The sequence below is a fragment of the Streptomyces sp. NPDC001056 genome (assembly GCF_053598955.1).
Window position 1 is genome coordinate 128,938 of the sequence record NZ_JBSFLI010000012.1, and the last position, 13,353, is coordinate 142,290.

Consider the following 13,353-nt stretch of genomic DNA (forward strand, 5'->3'; position numbering starts at 1 on the left):
GGGGCCTCTCGCGTCGAGGCGCGGGCCGGGGGATCAGGGGGACGGGGTCGCCGTCCAGTTGCCGACCAGGTCGCGGTAGAGGGCGGAGGAGCGCAGCAGGGTCTCGTGGGTGGCGCAGGTGGTGTGGGCGCCGTCCATGACCAGGACGCGGCCGGCGCGGAGGGCGGAGCTGATGCGGTGGGCCACGACGACCAGGGTGCCGCCGGGGCGTTCGGCGAACGCGCGTTCGGCACGGGCTTCCGCGGCGGGGTCGAGATGGCAGGTCGCCTCGTCCAGCAGGGCGAGCGGGGCGGGGGAGAGGTAGGCCCGGGTCAGCGCGATCAGCTGCCGCTCGCCGGCCGACAGGGCCGCGGGCTCGATCCGGGTGCCGGGTCCGCCCAGCGCCCGGAGCAGCGGGGCGAGCCCGACGGCTTCGGCCGCCGCCAGCATCTCGGCCTCGGGTACGGGGGTGTCCCGGTACAGGGCCAGGTTCTCGGCGAGGGTGCCGGTGTGGACGTACGCCTCTTGCGGTACGAGCACGCGGAGGGCGGCCGCGTCGGGTCCCGGCACGTCGTACCCGTACACCTGCACCGCGCCCTGCCCCGGCCGTAACAGCCCGGCCACCAGCGCGGCGAACGTCGACTTGCCGACGCCGCTCGGGCCCACGACGGCCAGGTGCGCGCCCGCGGGCACGTCGAGGTGGAAGCCGTCGAGAACGGGGGCGCTGGCGGGGCCGTAGGAGAAGGAGAGCCCGGTGAGGGAGAGGGCGGGGGGCGGTGTGGTGGGGGAGCCGCGGCGGGGGAGCGGTCGGGGGATTGCCGAAGGCCGGTTCTCGTGCCGCGGGGGTGAGGCCGGTGGCCAGGTGTCTTCGGCGTGTTCTTCGCGGGGGCGGGCGCCCCGGGGCGGCGCGTCCGAGGGCCGGGACGTTCCGGGCCGTTCTCCGGGGCGCGCGGTCCCGGCCCCGACGGGGGCGTGCTCGGCCGGCGTGGCCGACGGCGCCCGGCCGCCCGGCCGTTGTTCGCTCCCCGGTGCGGTCAGGTGTTCGCTCCCCGGTGCGGTCAGGCGGCGCAGGACCACGGCCAGGCGGGAGCCGCTGGTGCCCAGGCCGTGGACGAGGTTCTGGAGGGCGGGGAGGAGGGACTGGGTGACGTAGGCGAGCGCGCCGACGAGGGCGCCGGGGGTGACGCCGTGGCCGAGCAGCCAGGGCGCGGTGGCGAGCAGCAGCACGATCGGGAGCTGCCCGCCGACCGCCAGGGCCGCCACCCGGGCCACGCCCCAGCGGGCCAGGGCACGCGCGGCGCGCTGCTCGCCCGCGATGAGCTCCCCGGTGCTCGTGGCGACCCGCGCCTCCGCCCCGGCCGCCGTGACGTCCCGCAGTCCCGGGCACACCGCGCCGAGATCCTCCGCCAGCGCCTCGTCCGCCGCGAGGAAGGACTCCTGGCGACGGGCCAACGGCCGTAACGTCACCGCGAACAGGGCGGTTCCGGTCAGCAGCGGGGGCACCACGACCGCCAGCAGCAACGGGTCGAGGGAGCACAGGCCGATCAGCGCCCCGACGGCGGTGAACACGAACGACCGGGACACGAGTACCACCCCGGCGAGCGCGTCCCGGGCCAGCTCCACCTGCTGGGTGAGCCCGGACAGCGCCCCGGTGTCCGCCGTGCGCACCCCGCGCGCCACCACCTCCGTCACGAGCCGGTCCCGAACCGGCTCCACGAGCGCCGCGACCGCGCCGTACACCCGCCCGGTCCCCAGCGCCCCGGCCCCGACGGCGATCCCGGCGCCCCCGAGCCACCACAGCCCGACCCGCGTGTCCCCGGCCAGGAACCCGGCGTCCAACGCCCGCGCCAGCGCGTACCCGAGCAGAAAGGTCTGCCCCGCCTCCAGCGACGACCACCCGGCGAGCCGTCCCACCACCGCCCACCGCACCCGCGGGAACGCCGGCCACCGCGTCCGGAGGAGACCCGGCCGCCATACGGCGCGAACGCTCCGGCCCCCTCGTACGCCGCTCACGCCCGTGCCTCCGGCCCGTCCGCGACCGCGGGGCACCCCGCCCCGGCCGCGTGCCCCGCTTCCGGTTCCGCCACGTCCCCGAGGCGCCCGGTCCGGGAACCGCGCTGCGGCCCGAATCCCCCCGTCCCGCCCTCGGTTTTGTCCTCCGTCGACGCCCGGTGCCCCGGCCCGGTCCCTCCCTCCGCGTCCGCCTCGGCCCCCGGTGCCCCCGGGGCTTCCCCGGCCCCCGAATCCTTCGCCTCCGCCCCGTCTCCCGCGCCCTTTCCGCCGTCGAACACCGACCGGTACTCCGCGTCCCCCCACAGATCCCTGTGCCGTCCCACCGCCCGCACCCTTCCCCCGTCCAGCCATGCCACCAGGTCCGCCCGTGCCGCGGTCGTCGCGCGGTGGGCGATGAGGAGGCGGGTCGGGCCGTCGGAGGTGAGCAGGGAACGGGTGATGCGGTGTTCGGTCACCGTGTCCAGGCTGGAGAGGGCGTCGTCGAGGATCAGCAGGCGGCCGCCGTGGGCGAACGCGCGGGCCAGGCCGAGGCGTTGGGACTCGCCGCCGGAGCGGGGGGCATCGGGCAGCGGGGTGGCGTAGCCCTCGGGCAGGCGGCGTACGAAGTCGTCGGCGCAGGCGCGGCGGGCGGCGGTGCGGATGGCCGTGGGAGAGGGGGCGGTGACGCCGAGGGCGAGGGCCGATTCGATCGTCGTGCCGAGGAGCGCGGGGCGTTCGAAGGCATAACCCACCGCGCCGCGCAGCTCCGCGTGGCTCAGCTCGCGCAGCGGGACGCCGTCGAGCCGTACGTCGCCCGCGTCCGGGTCGGTGAGCCGCCCGGCCACCTCCGCCAGCAGGGATTTACCCGTGCCGGAGCGGCCGACCACGGCGAGGACGGTGCCGCCCGGCACGACGAGGTCCACCCCGTCCAGCACGGTGCGCCCGCCCCGCCCGGCCCGTACCCCCCGCAGCTCCAGCCGGCCGGGACCCGGCGGCAGGGCCCGCGCCCCGTGCGCGGGCGCGGGCTCGGCCAGCACCTCGGTGAGCCGTCCCGTCGCCGCGCGGGCCCGGCCGAGCGCGGCCGACTGTCCGACGAGCACGCCGACTCCGGTGGCGAGCACCGCGTACCGGGAGGCGGCCAGCAACTCGCCCACGGACAGGCGGTGTCGGGCCAGCAGCAGCCCGGCGACCGCCAGCACGGCCAGGTTCAGCAGCGGCGCCACGGCGACCGCCTGCGCCGCGGCCCGCCCCTGCACCCGCCACATCCGGTGTCCCGCGTCGGACAGTTCGGGCAGCGGCGCGAGGATGCGGGCGGTCTCACGGTCCTCGGCACCCGCCGCGCGGATCGTACGATGCCCGCCGAGCGCCTCCGCGAGCGCGCTTGCGATCGTGCCCTGTGCCCGCAGGTAGTCGGCCGCACAGGCCGAGGTGTCCCGTGCGAAGGCGCGCAGCAGCAGCGCCGGCGCCGGCGCACCGGCCAGCAGGACGGCCGCCAGCCATGGGTCGATGAGGCCGAGCGCCACCACGCCCCCGAGCGGCCCGGCGAGCGCGGCGAGCAGCGCGGCCACCGCTCCGGGCGCCGTTCCGGCCTGTGCGGCGCCGCCGACCAGCCGCGCCACCAGGTCCCCGGCACCGAACCGGCCCGTGGCACGCGGTCCCAGCGCCAGCACGTGCCGGACCACCCGGCGGCGCAGCCAGGCCGTGGACGCCGCGCCGAGCGTGCCCGCCAGCACCTCCATGACCCCCTCCAGAACGGCGGTCAGCAGCACCAGGGCCGCACACCACAGCAGCCAGCGGGTGGCGGGGGCGTGCGCCAGCAGCAGGTCCAGGGTGTGGCCGAGCGCGGCCGGCAGCAGCAGGCCGGCGGCCGTCGCGGCCGTGCTCACCGCACACAGCGCGGCGGCGCGGGACCCACCGTTCTTGAGCACCGCACGCGGCAGACGGTCGGGAACATCGGAGGTCATAAGCCGCCGCCTCACAGGACTTGGACGAAATGGCTTCATACAGCGTCATACGGCGTCGTACAGCTTCATGCGGCGTCATACGGAAGGCGCCGTGCGGAAGGCGTCGTACGCGAAGGCGTCGTATGCGAAGGCGTCGTACGCGAAAGCTCCGGGCGGCCCTCGCGGGGCGCCCGGAGCCGTGGTTCAGCGCCCGGTCAGAGGCAGATCAGCACGCTCGCCGCGGAGACACAGGAGAGCAGGCTCACCGTGCTCGCACCGCTGTTGTACTCGTCCGACTCCAGGGCCTGAAGGTCGAGAAGCGCCATGGTGGTTGTCCTTTCGCTCGATGTGGGGACGGGTTGTGTCACGACTCCGTCAGTTCGCGGAGCCGCGTGTGGGGGCCGCCGTCGGCGGCGGGAGGAAGGGCAGGTGCGCGGTGCTGCCGTCGTCCAGGGCCGACGCGAGGGCGAGCAGACAGCCCGCGGTCCCGGTGGCGAGGTCCATGGACAGGCGCATCATCTGGTGCCCGGGGAAGGCCAGTTGGCCCTGGTAGTCCATCGCGAACCAGCCGAGCCCGTCGATCTGCTGCGCCAGCCGCTCCGGGGTGGCGCCCGGCGCGCCGCTGCGGGCGAGGTGCAGGATCAGACCGGCGCGGCCCTGGAAGAGGCCGGGCTGGGCGTAGAAGCGGGAGGTGGCGGCGGCGGTGACGCCGTCCCGGGCGCGCTCGAACTCGCCCTCGGGGTCGGGGACATGAGCGGCCAGGAGGTCGTCCAGGACCATGCCGATGCCCGCGCTGCCGTCGCCGAGGTAGGGCAGCGTCCGCCAGCCCTCGTCGACCTCCAGGCCGCCGGTCACCTCCTGGCGCACGCACAGCGCCAGATCCCGGCGAAGCGCATCCCCGGCACACTCCAACAGCGCCGCCTCACCGCTCTGTTCGTACCGGCGCAGCAGGAACAGCGCGGGCCCGGTCGCGCCCCGCAGCAGCCCGGCCCGGCGGCGCGGCGCCTTGGGCACCGGCTCGGCGAGGCGTCGTACGAGGATGTCGGCGGCCTCGGCGGCACGGTCCCGCAGCTCCGGCTCGCCGGTCGTGCGGGCGAGGCCGTCGAGGACCAGGCCCAGTCCCGCGAGGCCCCCGTGCAGGTCGGCGGAGAGGCCGTGCCAGTTCTCCCGCAGGATGCCGTCGACCAGGTCCAACGCCCGCTGCCGGTAGCCGAGTCGGTCCAGGAGCAGGGCCACGCCGGCGAGTCCGTCGTACAGGCCGAGCGGCGTGCCGGGCGGCGGCGGGGCGGTGTGGTCGAGGAGCCAGCGCTCGCCCTCGTCGTAGCGGGCGGCACCCGCGGCGTGCAGGGCGTAGAGCACCCCGGCCGCGCCGTGCGCGAGCCCGAGGCCGCCGCCGTCCGAGAACTGGGCGATGTCGCCGGGGAACAACCGGTCGTCGCGGTCCGGCGTGGCGGACGCGAGCACCGCCTTCACCATCGAGTCCCGGCTGTAGGGCCAGTCGCCCGGCACCACCGGCGGCGCCGGCCGGCTCCGGCGGACCGGGCGCCCACCGCCGAGCGGGGACACCGGGTGCTCCTCGCCGGCCCGGGTCGCCCGGTGCTCCTCGCCGGCCCGGGACGGCGGAGGTCCCCCGTTGTCCTGCGGCACCGGACCCTCCCCGACGTCCCGGGTGATCTCCGCGACCGCCTCGTCCAGGAACGCGCGCGGTACGTCCGGGAACTCCCTGGCGATCACCTCCGCCAGATGCGCCGCCTTGCCCCGGTCCACCACGAACAGCGTGGTCACCGGCAGGAACAGGGCCAGTCGCAGACAGGCCAGCGCATAGCGGTCGACGTCCGTGCCGCGCCGGTCCGGCGGGGCGAAGAAGCCGGGGTGGGCCACGGTCTGCCGGGCGTTCTCCGCGGCCGGGGCGGCGGCCTCGAAGTCGATGAGGAACACCGAGTCCTCGTCCGGCGCCACCATGATGTTGAAGACGTGCAGGTCGTTGAAGACCAGGCCGCGCGCGTGCACCGCCGCCACCGCCCGCTCCACCGCCGCGTGCATCCGCAGCGCCCACGCCGTGTACGCGGCCACCTTCGCGGGGTCGGGATCGGCGGTGAGCAGGGGATGCCGCTCGGCGAAGAACGAGTTGAGCGGTCGCCCCTCCAGGAAGTCCATCACCAGGAACCGGTGGTCGCCCAGCGTGCACCAGTCCCGCACCTCGGGCACCACCCCACTGCCCGCGACCCGCTCCAGCGCCGCCTTCTCCCGCTCCAGCCGGGTCACCGCGTCCGCCCCGTCGGCGGCCAGCCCCGCGTGCGGCCGGCCCTCCTTCAGCACCACCCGGCGCCCGTCCCGCAGATCCGAACCGGCGTACACCCCACCGCCGTTGGAGAAGTGCAGCGCCTTCTCGACGCGGTACGGCAGCTCGCCCACCGTCGTCGTGTTGCGCGCCTGAAGGTGCGGCCGCAGGAACTCCGGCAGCGTCACCCACTCCGGCACCTGGAAGGACGGCGCCCGCCGGTCCGGGACCAGCCTGCCGGTGCCGTCCGCCACCGCGAGGACCAGCGTGCCGCGCTCGTCCACGACGTACCGGCGCGCGAAGGCGCCGTAGCGGACGTAGAGCGGACCCTCGTGCCAGCGCAGATCGGTGAGGATGTAGGGCCCCTGGAGGCCTTTCAGGAGCGCCCCCAACTCCTCCAGGATCAGCTGGAGTCGTTCCTCGTCGCACGGGTAGATCGTGACGAACTTGCCGCTGGTGTCGCGGCCCGCGTACTTGGCGTTGCGCAGGTGCAGCAGATGGGGACCGGGCACGAACTTGAAGGGGATGCGGCGCGGCACGCAGTAGTCCCACACGATCGCCGCGATCCGCTCCGCGTTCTCCGCGGTCGCCGAGGAGTGGATCTTCCAGCCCTGGGCCGGTGCCGGCAGCGGCGCGCCGTCCGCGCCGAGCGGCGTCAGCGTCAGCCAGTCGCCGCTGCGCGCGGCGTGCCAGCCGTCCGGGACGGTACGACACGCCGTCGCGAACAGCGGTGGGGCCGCGGCGCCGGGCGCCGAGAGCCGGTCGGGCGTGTCGTAGAAGTGCCCGTCGGCGAGGGCGTACACCTCGTACCGCTTGTCCATGCGCCTGATCCGCCCCTCCTCCTGGGTGACGGCTAGACACTCGCAGGAGTCGACCGGTCGCGGACAGTCATGTCTGTCACGAGAAGGCCGTGCGGAACGCATGGGTGAAGTTGTGTTCGGGGGCTTTCGAGCGAGGGGAAAGCTGTTCGACTCCTTCGCCGCGTGAGCGCCTTGGTTGCGGCTTGGACAGGCGCGCCGGCCGGACCGCGCCTAGATTCGATGGGGTGGCACACACCTTCGAAGAACTGGTGCAGAAGCAGCGGGCGGCGGACGCGGCCCACACCACGGTCGAGGACCTGCGGGAGACGTACGGCCCGCCGGCCGAACGGGGCATGACCGGCGCCCAGTCGGGCACCTACGAGACCGCCCTGCGCGCCTGGCGCGACCTCGCCCGCGATGCGCAGACCGCGCTGAGCGAGTACGCGAAGGAGACGGGCCGTCCGCGCGCCGACATCGAGGCCGAGGTGGAACGCGCCGCCGCGCGGCAAGGCGAGAGACCGCCGGCCGGCTGACGCGTCCGGTGTCGGCGTCCGCGCGAACCCGGGTATCCGCCTTCCCGCGCCGGGTACCCGGCGGCCATGAACACTGCCATGTACGAAGCGGCCACCGGCAGGCAGGCCTTCGGTTACGTCCTCGTCCTGGTCGCCGGGGTCGTCCTGGTCGGCGGACTGATCTGGGCCTTTCGGCTGGGCTTCAAGGTGCGCCTGCGCGAGCCGGCCCCACCGCGCCCCGAGGAGCAGCCCAAGCTGCCGCCGACGGGCCCGGTCCGCGAGACCAGTGAGATGCGCGAGCCCCGCGACGTGCCGAAGGCGGCCAGGGAGAGCGAGCGGCTCACCCCGCACCAGCTCGACAACATCCGCTCCCGGCGCGCCGACGACCAGAGCCGTCCGCGCTGGTCTCCCGGGTCCAGCGGGTCCTTCGGCGGCGGTGGTGGCGGCCGTACCTGAGTGGCGGCGGCCGGGCGGCCGGCGGGTGCGGGCCACACCGGGCGGTCACCCGCGCCGGACAGCCCGCACCAGGCGCGCACGGCGCCGACGCTCCGGTCCCGGGGCCGCGGCGGCGACCGCCCGCCGCGCTCAGCCGTGCGTCTTCGCCAGCAGCTCCAGGATCTCGGCCGTCGTGCCGGTCTCCCCGAGCCTCGGGAAGATCTTCTCGACGCTGTGCGCGTGCGTCGCGGCGTCGCGGTCGGCCATGGCGTCGGTGGCGAGGGTGACGTGGTAGCCCATGGCGTACGCGTCACGCGCGGTGGACTCGACGCCGATGCTGGTGGCAATGCCGGTCAGCACGATCTGGGTGACGCCGCGGCGGCGCAGCTGCACGTCCAGGTCGGTGCCGAACAGGGCGCTCCAGTTGTGCTTGGTGACCTGGATGTCACCGTCGTGGCCGGTCAGTTCGTCGACGATGACGTCCCAGCCCTCCGGGAACGCCGCGCCGCCGCCCTGCTGCTCGGTGCGGCCGGGCATGGCGTCGGAGAAGTCGGCGGCGAAGGAGACCCGGACCAGGACGACGGGCAGGTTCCGGGCACGGAACGCCTCGGCGAGCTCCACCGAGCGGGACAGGACGTCGGCGCCCGAGTGCGGCTGGGTGGGCGAGCCCACGATGCCGCGCTGGAGGTCGATCACGACGAGGGCGGTCCGGGGGTCGAGCGTGGTGAGCGACATGGGTCGGTCAGGCCTTTCCGGGGGTTCTTCAGGGAGTTTCTCGGGGTTCCGCGGGGGCGTTCGGAGGGTCGGCCCGCTGCGGAGGAGAAGACGTCGGACAGGGCGCGGCGGCACGCCCCGCCCTCACGGCCGCGACAGCCGCTGCATCAGCTCCAGAGCCGCGAGGATCGTCCGCCGTTCCTCGTCGGAGTACCGGTCCTGGAAGGCGCGCGCCAGCCACTCCTCGCGCACCTGGCGGTTGCCCTCGACGCGGGCCCGGCCGGCGTCGGTCAGGGTGACGAGCTGGCGGCGGCCGTCGTCCGGGTCGGGGGTGCGGCGGATCAGGCCGTGCTGCTCCAGCGCGGCCAGCGTGGTGGCCATGGACTGCGGGCGCACCCCCTCGGCGGCGGCCAGTGCGCTCGCGGTGGCCGCGCCGTGCTTGCCGACGAGGCTCAGCGCCGACTCCTGCGAGGGGGTCAGGTCCGCGTCCTGCGCGACCTCGCGGATGCGGCGCCGCAGCCGGCTGAACACCACCCGCAGGTCGCGCGCCGCGCGGGCGGCCGCGTCGGAGATGTCTTCCATGCCGGTCACCCTAGGTCCGTCAGGAGAGGCTGTCCAGCCAAGACTGTTCAGCTTTACCTGAAGAACTCCGGGGTACTCGTCGCCCGGCCGGAGAGCGGTCCTGCGGACGCGAGGAGTACGGATGACCTCTGGTGACGACATGAGCGGCATGGGCGGCACGGGCGGCATGGTGGCGCTGGCCGCCGCACTGCGCGCCGAGGTGGACGGCGAGATCCGCTTCGACGCGGGCAGTCGCGGCGCCTACGCCACCGACGGCTCCAACTACCGGCAGGTGCCCCTCGGCGTCGTCGTCCCGCGCACGGTGGAGGCGGGCGCCCGCGCGGTCTCGGTGTGCGCCCGCTTCGCCGCCCCCGTCCTGTCCCGGGGCGGCGGCACCAGCCTGGCCGGGCAGTCCACCAACACCGCGGTGGTGATCGACTGGACCAAGTACTGCACCGGTCTGATCAGCGTGGACGCCGAGCGGCGCACCTGTGTGGTGGAGCCCGGGATCGTCCTCGACGAACTCGACCACCGACTGGCCCGCCACCGGCTCCAGTTCGGACCCAAGCCGTCCACCCACAGCCACTGCGCCCTCGGCGGCATGATCGGCAACAACTCCTGCGGCGCCTCCGCCCAGGCGTACGGCAAGACCGTCGACAACGTCCGGCGCCTGGAGGTCCTCACCTACGACGGACAGCGCGCCTGGGTCGGGCCCACCCCGCCGGCCGAGCGGGTCGCCGGCGGCGGCCGGCTCGCCGGGATCTACGCCGGCCTCGACCGCATCGCCACCGCTTACCTGGCGGACATCCGCCGCGGCTACCCCAAGATCCCGCGCCGGGTCTCCGGCTACAACCTCGACTCGCTGCTGCCCGAGAACGGCTTCGACGTGGCCAAGGCGCTCGTCGGCAGCGAGGGCACCCTCGTGACCGTACTGCGCGCCGAACTCGACCTCGTACCCGTGCCGCCGTACCAGTCGCTGCTCGTCCTCGGCTACGACGACATCTGCGCCGCCGCCGACGACGTCCCCCGCCTCCTGGAGCACTGCTCGCCCACGCAGCTGGAGGCGCTGGACGGGCGCATGGCCCAGCTGATGCGCGAGGAGCGGGCCTACCTCGACTCCCTCGACACCCTTCCCGAGGGCGACAGTTGGCTGATGCTGCAGTACAGCGGCGACAGCCAGGAGGACGTCGACGAGCAGGCCCACGCCCTGCTCCGCGCCGTCGGCCGCGACGAGAAGGGCGCGAGCATCGCCTTCTCCGACGACCCCGAACGCGAGCAGAGGATGCTCAAGGCCCGCGAGGCCGGACTCGGCGTCACGGCACGCCCGCCGGACGACCGGGAGACCTGGGAGGGCTGGGAGGACTCCGCCGTGCCGCCCGAGCGGCTGGGCGACTATCTGCGCGACCTCAAGGGGCTGTTCCAGGAGTTCGACTACGACCACCCCTCCGTGTACGGCCACTTCGGGCAGGGCTGTGTGCACACCCGCATCCCCTTCGGTCTGCGCACCGCCGAGGGCGTCGCCCGCTTCCGCCGCTTCCTGGAGCGCGCGGCCGACCTCGTGACCTCCTACGGCGGTTCGCTGTCCGGCGAGCACGGCGACGGACAGGCCCGGGGCGAACTGCTGACCCGGATGTTCGGCGAACGGCTGGTCACCGCCTTCGGCGAGCTGAAGGCACTCTTCGACCCGGACGACCGGATGAACCCGGGGAAGGTCGTGCGACCCCAGCCGGTGGACGGGCAGTTGCGCCTGGGCGCCGACTGGCGGCCGGACACCCCCGACACCCACTTCGGCTTCCCCGACGACGAGCACTCCTTCACCCGCGCGGTGCTGCGCTGCGTGGGCATCGGCAACTGCCGAAGCCACTCGGGCGGGGTGATGTGCCCCTCGTACCGGGCCACTCGGGAGGAGGAGCACTCCACGCGCGGCCGGGCGCGGCTGCTGTTCGAGATGCTCAACGGGCATGCCGACTCCGCGATCCGGGACGGCTGGCGCTCCACCGCCGTACGCGACGCGCTCGACCTGTGCCTGGCCTGCAAGGGCTGCAAGTCCGACTGCCCGACCGGCGTCGACATGGCCACCCTCAAGGCGGGACCGCACCACCCTCGTCCTGGTCACCGCCCGCTCCGGCACCACCACCGGACTCGGCTGCACCTACGCCCCCGCCGCCACCGCCCACCTGGTCGGCGAACAGCTCGCGGGCAGCGTGATCGGCCGCCCGGCCCTCGACGTGCCACGCGTCAACGATGCAACGCGGGACTGCCCGGTGTGGCCGCCCAGGCGGTCTCCGCCGTCGACATCGCCCTGTGGGACCTCAAGTCCCGTCTGCTCGGCCTGCCCCTCGTCCAGTTGCTCGGCGCCGCGCGCGACGAGGTCCCGGTCTACGGCAGCGGCGGCTTCACCACGTACGACGCCGAGCGACAGCACCGCCAACCACGCGGCTGGACGACGGAGGCGGGCATACCCCGAGTGAAGATCAAGATCGGGGAGTCCTGGGGCCGCCGTACCGACCGGGACCTCGAACGCGTCGCCCGCGCACGGGCGAGCATCGGCGACCGTCCCGAGCTGTACGTGGACGCGAACGGCGCCTACACCGGCGGCCAGGCCCGCCGACTCGCGGGCCCCCTCGCCGAGTCGGGCGTGACCTGGTTCGAAGAGCCCGTCTCCTCCGACCATCTCACCACCCTCGCCGACCTGCGGAGCCGACTCCCGATGGACGTCACGGCCGGCGAGTACGGCTACACGCTGCCGTACTTCGCGCACCTGCTCACCGCCGGGGCCGTCGACTGCCTCCAGGCCGACGTCACCCGGTGCGGCGGGATCACCGTCTGGCTGCGCGTCGCCGCGCTCGCCCACGCACACGGCACCGACATCTCCGGCCACTGCGCACCGGGCGCCCACGCCCATGCGGCCGCCGCGGTGCCCAACCTGCGCCATCTGGAGTGGTTCCACGACCATGTCCGCATCGAGCGGCTGCTCTTCGACGGCGTCCTCGACCCCGGCGGCGGGAGCATCACACCGGGCGCCGACGGGGCCCCGGGACTCGGCCTGGTCCTCGCCGAGGAGCGGGCGGCGCCGTACCGGGTGGCGTGAACTCACCGAAAGGGAAAGGGAGCCGACCATGTCCACGACCGTCGTCATCACCGGCGCCAGCGCCGGGATCGGCCGCGCCACCGCCCGCCGCTACGGCCGGCGCGGCGCCAACGTCGTCCTGGTCGCGCGCGGCGAGGGCGGCCTCGGGGCAGCCGCCGACGAGGTCGCGGCGCTCGGCGGCCACCCCTTCGTCAGGCCCGCCGACATGGCCGACCCGGCGCAGGCGGAGGCCGTCGCGGCGGACGCCGAGCGGGAGTTCGGACCGATCGACGTCTGGATCAACTGCGCCTTCGTCTCCGTCTTCGCGCCGTTCGACGAGATCACGCCGGACGAGTACCGACGCATCACCGAGGTGACCTATCTGGGCTTCGTCAACGGCACCCGCGCCGCCCTCGCCCGGATGCTCCCGCGCGACCGGGGCACCATCGTGCAGGTCGGCTCCGCGCTCGGCGAACGCTCGATCCCGCTCCAGTCGGCGTACTGCGGCGCCAAGCACGCCGTCAACGGCTTCAGCTCGTCCCTGCGCACCGAACTCCTGCACCGCGGCAGCCGGGTGCACCTCACGATCGCCCAGATGCCCGCCGTCAACACCCCGCAGTTCGACTGGGTCCGCTCCCGCCTGGGCCGCCACCCCATGCCGGTCCCGCCGATCTACCAGCCGGAGGTCGCCGCCCGCGGCGTCGTGTACGCGGCCGACCATCCCCGCCGCAAGCAGTACTACATCGGCGCCTCCACCGTCGCCACCATCTGGGCCAACCGCCTCGTCCCCGCCCTCCTCGACCGCTATCTGGCCCGCACCGGCTACGACGCCCAGCAGACCGACCGGGTCCCGCCCACCGGCGACGACAACCTCTTCACCCCCGTCGACCGCGCCCCCGCCGACGACCACGGTGCCCACGGTGCCTTCGACGAAGACGCCCACGCCCACTCCTGGCAGGAGGCCCTCCTGCGCCACCCCACCACCACCGCCCTCGGCGCGGGCGCCGCCACCCTCGCCGCCGTCGCGGGCGTCCGCCGCCTGACGCGCTCGGCGGCCTAGGCTGAG

General features: G+C 74.8%; 10 protein-coding genes. 4 read left to right on the forward strand and 6 right to left on the reverse strand.

Annotated elements, in window-relative coordinates; translation table 11 throughout:
- Window positions 1–33: 33 nt before the first annotated feature.
- From ACWDD7_RS16940 to lanKC, 4 genes are all read right to left on the reverse strand, one after another.
- Window positions 34–1,893, reverse strand: coding sequence for an ATP-binding cassette domain-containing protein (locus ACWDD7_RS16940; protein WP_450457868.1), 1,860 nt, complete (start codon window positions 1,891–1,893; stop codon window positions 34–36).
- A 95-nt stretch (window positions 1,894–1,988) separates the two neighbouring features.
- Entirely contained in the window at window positions 1,989–3,935 is a 1,947-nt protein-coding gene (locus ACWDD7_RS16945; protein ID WP_450457869.1) for an ABC transporter ATP-binding protein, read from the reverse strand.
- 194 nt (window positions 3,936–4,129) lie between these two features.
- Complete coding sequence (locus tag ACWDD7_RS16950) at window positions 4,130–4,240, reverse strand: SapB/AmfS family lanthipeptide (protein ID WP_351867971.1); 111 nt, start codon at window positions 4,238–4,240, stop codon at window positions 4,130–4,132.
- A gap of 49 nt (window positions 4,241–4,289) precedes the next feature.
- Entirely contained in the window at window positions 4,290–7,016 is a 2,727-nt protein-coding gene (lanKC, locus tag ACWDD7_RS16955) for a class III lanthionine synthetase LanKC (protein WP_450457870.1), read from the reverse strand.
- Between the two features lie 224 nt (window positions 7,017–7,240).
- On the opposite strand from lanKC, the gene ACWDD7_RS16960 reads away from it, so the two are divergent.
- Together ACWDD7_RS16960 and ACWDD7_RS16965 are read left to right on the forward strand one after the other, a co-directional pair.
- Complete coding sequence (locus ACWDD7_RS16960) at window positions 7,241–7,528, forward strand: hypothetical protein (RefSeq protein WP_351867977.1); 288 nt, start codon at window positions 7,241–7,243, stop codon at window positions 7,526–7,528.
- Window positions 7,529–7,594: 66 nt separating this feature from the next.
- Window positions 7,595–7,963, forward strand: coding sequence for a DUF6479 family protein (locus ACWDD7_RS16965; protein ID WP_392213427.1), 369 nt, complete (start codon window positions 7,595–7,597; stop codon window positions 7,961–7,963).
- A gap of 129 nt (window positions 7,964–8,092) precedes the next feature.
- On the opposite strand, the gene ACWDD7_RS16970 is transcribed toward ACWDD7_RS16965, so the two are convergent.
- Window positions 8,093–8,677 carry a hydrolase gene (locus ACWDD7_RS16970; RefSeq protein WP_351867981.1) on the reverse strand — a complete coding sequence of 195 codons (585 nt, stop codon included), beginning with the start codon at window positions 8,675–8,677 and terminating at the stop codon, window positions 8,093–8,095.
- Between the two features lie 123 nt (window positions 8,678–8,800).
- Window positions 8,801–9,238, reverse strand: coding sequence for a MarR family winged helix-turn-helix transcriptional regulator (locus ACWDD7_RS16975; RefSeq protein WP_351867984.1), 438 nt, complete (start codon window positions 9,236–9,238; stop codon window positions 8,801–8,803).
- A gap of 121 nt (window positions 9,239–9,359) precedes the next feature.
- Between ACWDD7_RS16975 and ACWDD7_RS16980 the strand changes: the two genes are divergently transcribed.
- Window positions 9,360–12,308, forward strand: a complete 2,949-nt coding sequence (locus ACWDD7_RS16980; protein ID WP_450457871.1) for an enolase C-terminal domain-like protein — start codon at window positions 9,360–9,362, stop codon at window positions 12,306–12,308.
- A gap of 28 nt (window positions 12,309–12,336) precedes the next feature.
- Window positions 12,337–13,347 carry an SDR family oxidoreductase gene (locus ACWDD7_RS16985; RefSeq protein WP_450457872.1) on the forward strand — a complete coding sequence of 337 codons (1,011 nt, stop codon included), beginning with the start codon at window positions 12,337–12,339 and terminating at the stop codon, window positions 13,345–13,347.
- The last annotated feature ends 6 nt before the right edge of the window (window positions 13,348–13,353 follow it).

Excerpts from the sequence above, each read along its gene's own strand:
- ACWDD7_RS16980 (WP_450457871.1), top strand. The coding sequence starts at position 9,360 with ATGACCTCTGGTGACGACATGAGCGGCATGGGCGGCACGGGCGGCATG.
- ACWDD7_RS16950 (WP_351867971.1), bottom strand. The coding sequence starts at position 4,240 with ATGGCGCTTCTCGACCTTCAGGCCCTGGAGTCGGACGAGTACAACAGC.
- lanKC (WP_450457870.1), bottom strand. The coding sequence starts at position 7,016 with ATGGACAAGCGGTACGAGGTGTACGCCCTCGCCGACGGGCACTTCTAC.
- ACWDD7_RS16985 (WP_450457872.1), top strand. The coding sequence starts at position 12,337 with ATGTCCACGACCGTCGTCATCACCGGCGCCAGCGCCGGGATCGGCCGC.
- ACWDD7_RS16945 (WP_450457869.1), bottom strand. The coding sequence starts at position 3,935 with ATGACCTCCGATGTTCCCGACCGTCTGCCGCGTGCGGTGCTCAAGAAC.
- ACWDD7_RS16975 (WP_351867984.1), bottom strand. The coding sequence starts at position 9,238 with ATGGAAGACATCTCCGACGCGGCCGCCCGCGCGGCGCGCGACCTGCGG.
- ACWDD7_RS16965 (WP_392213427.1), top strand. The coding sequence starts at position 7,595 with ATGAACACTGCCATGTACGAAGCGGCCACCGGCAGGCAGGCCTTCGGT.
- ACWDD7_RS16970 (WP_351867981.1), bottom strand. The coding sequence starts at position 8,677 with ATGTCGCTCACCACGCTCGACCCCCGGACCGCCCTCGTCGTGATCGAC.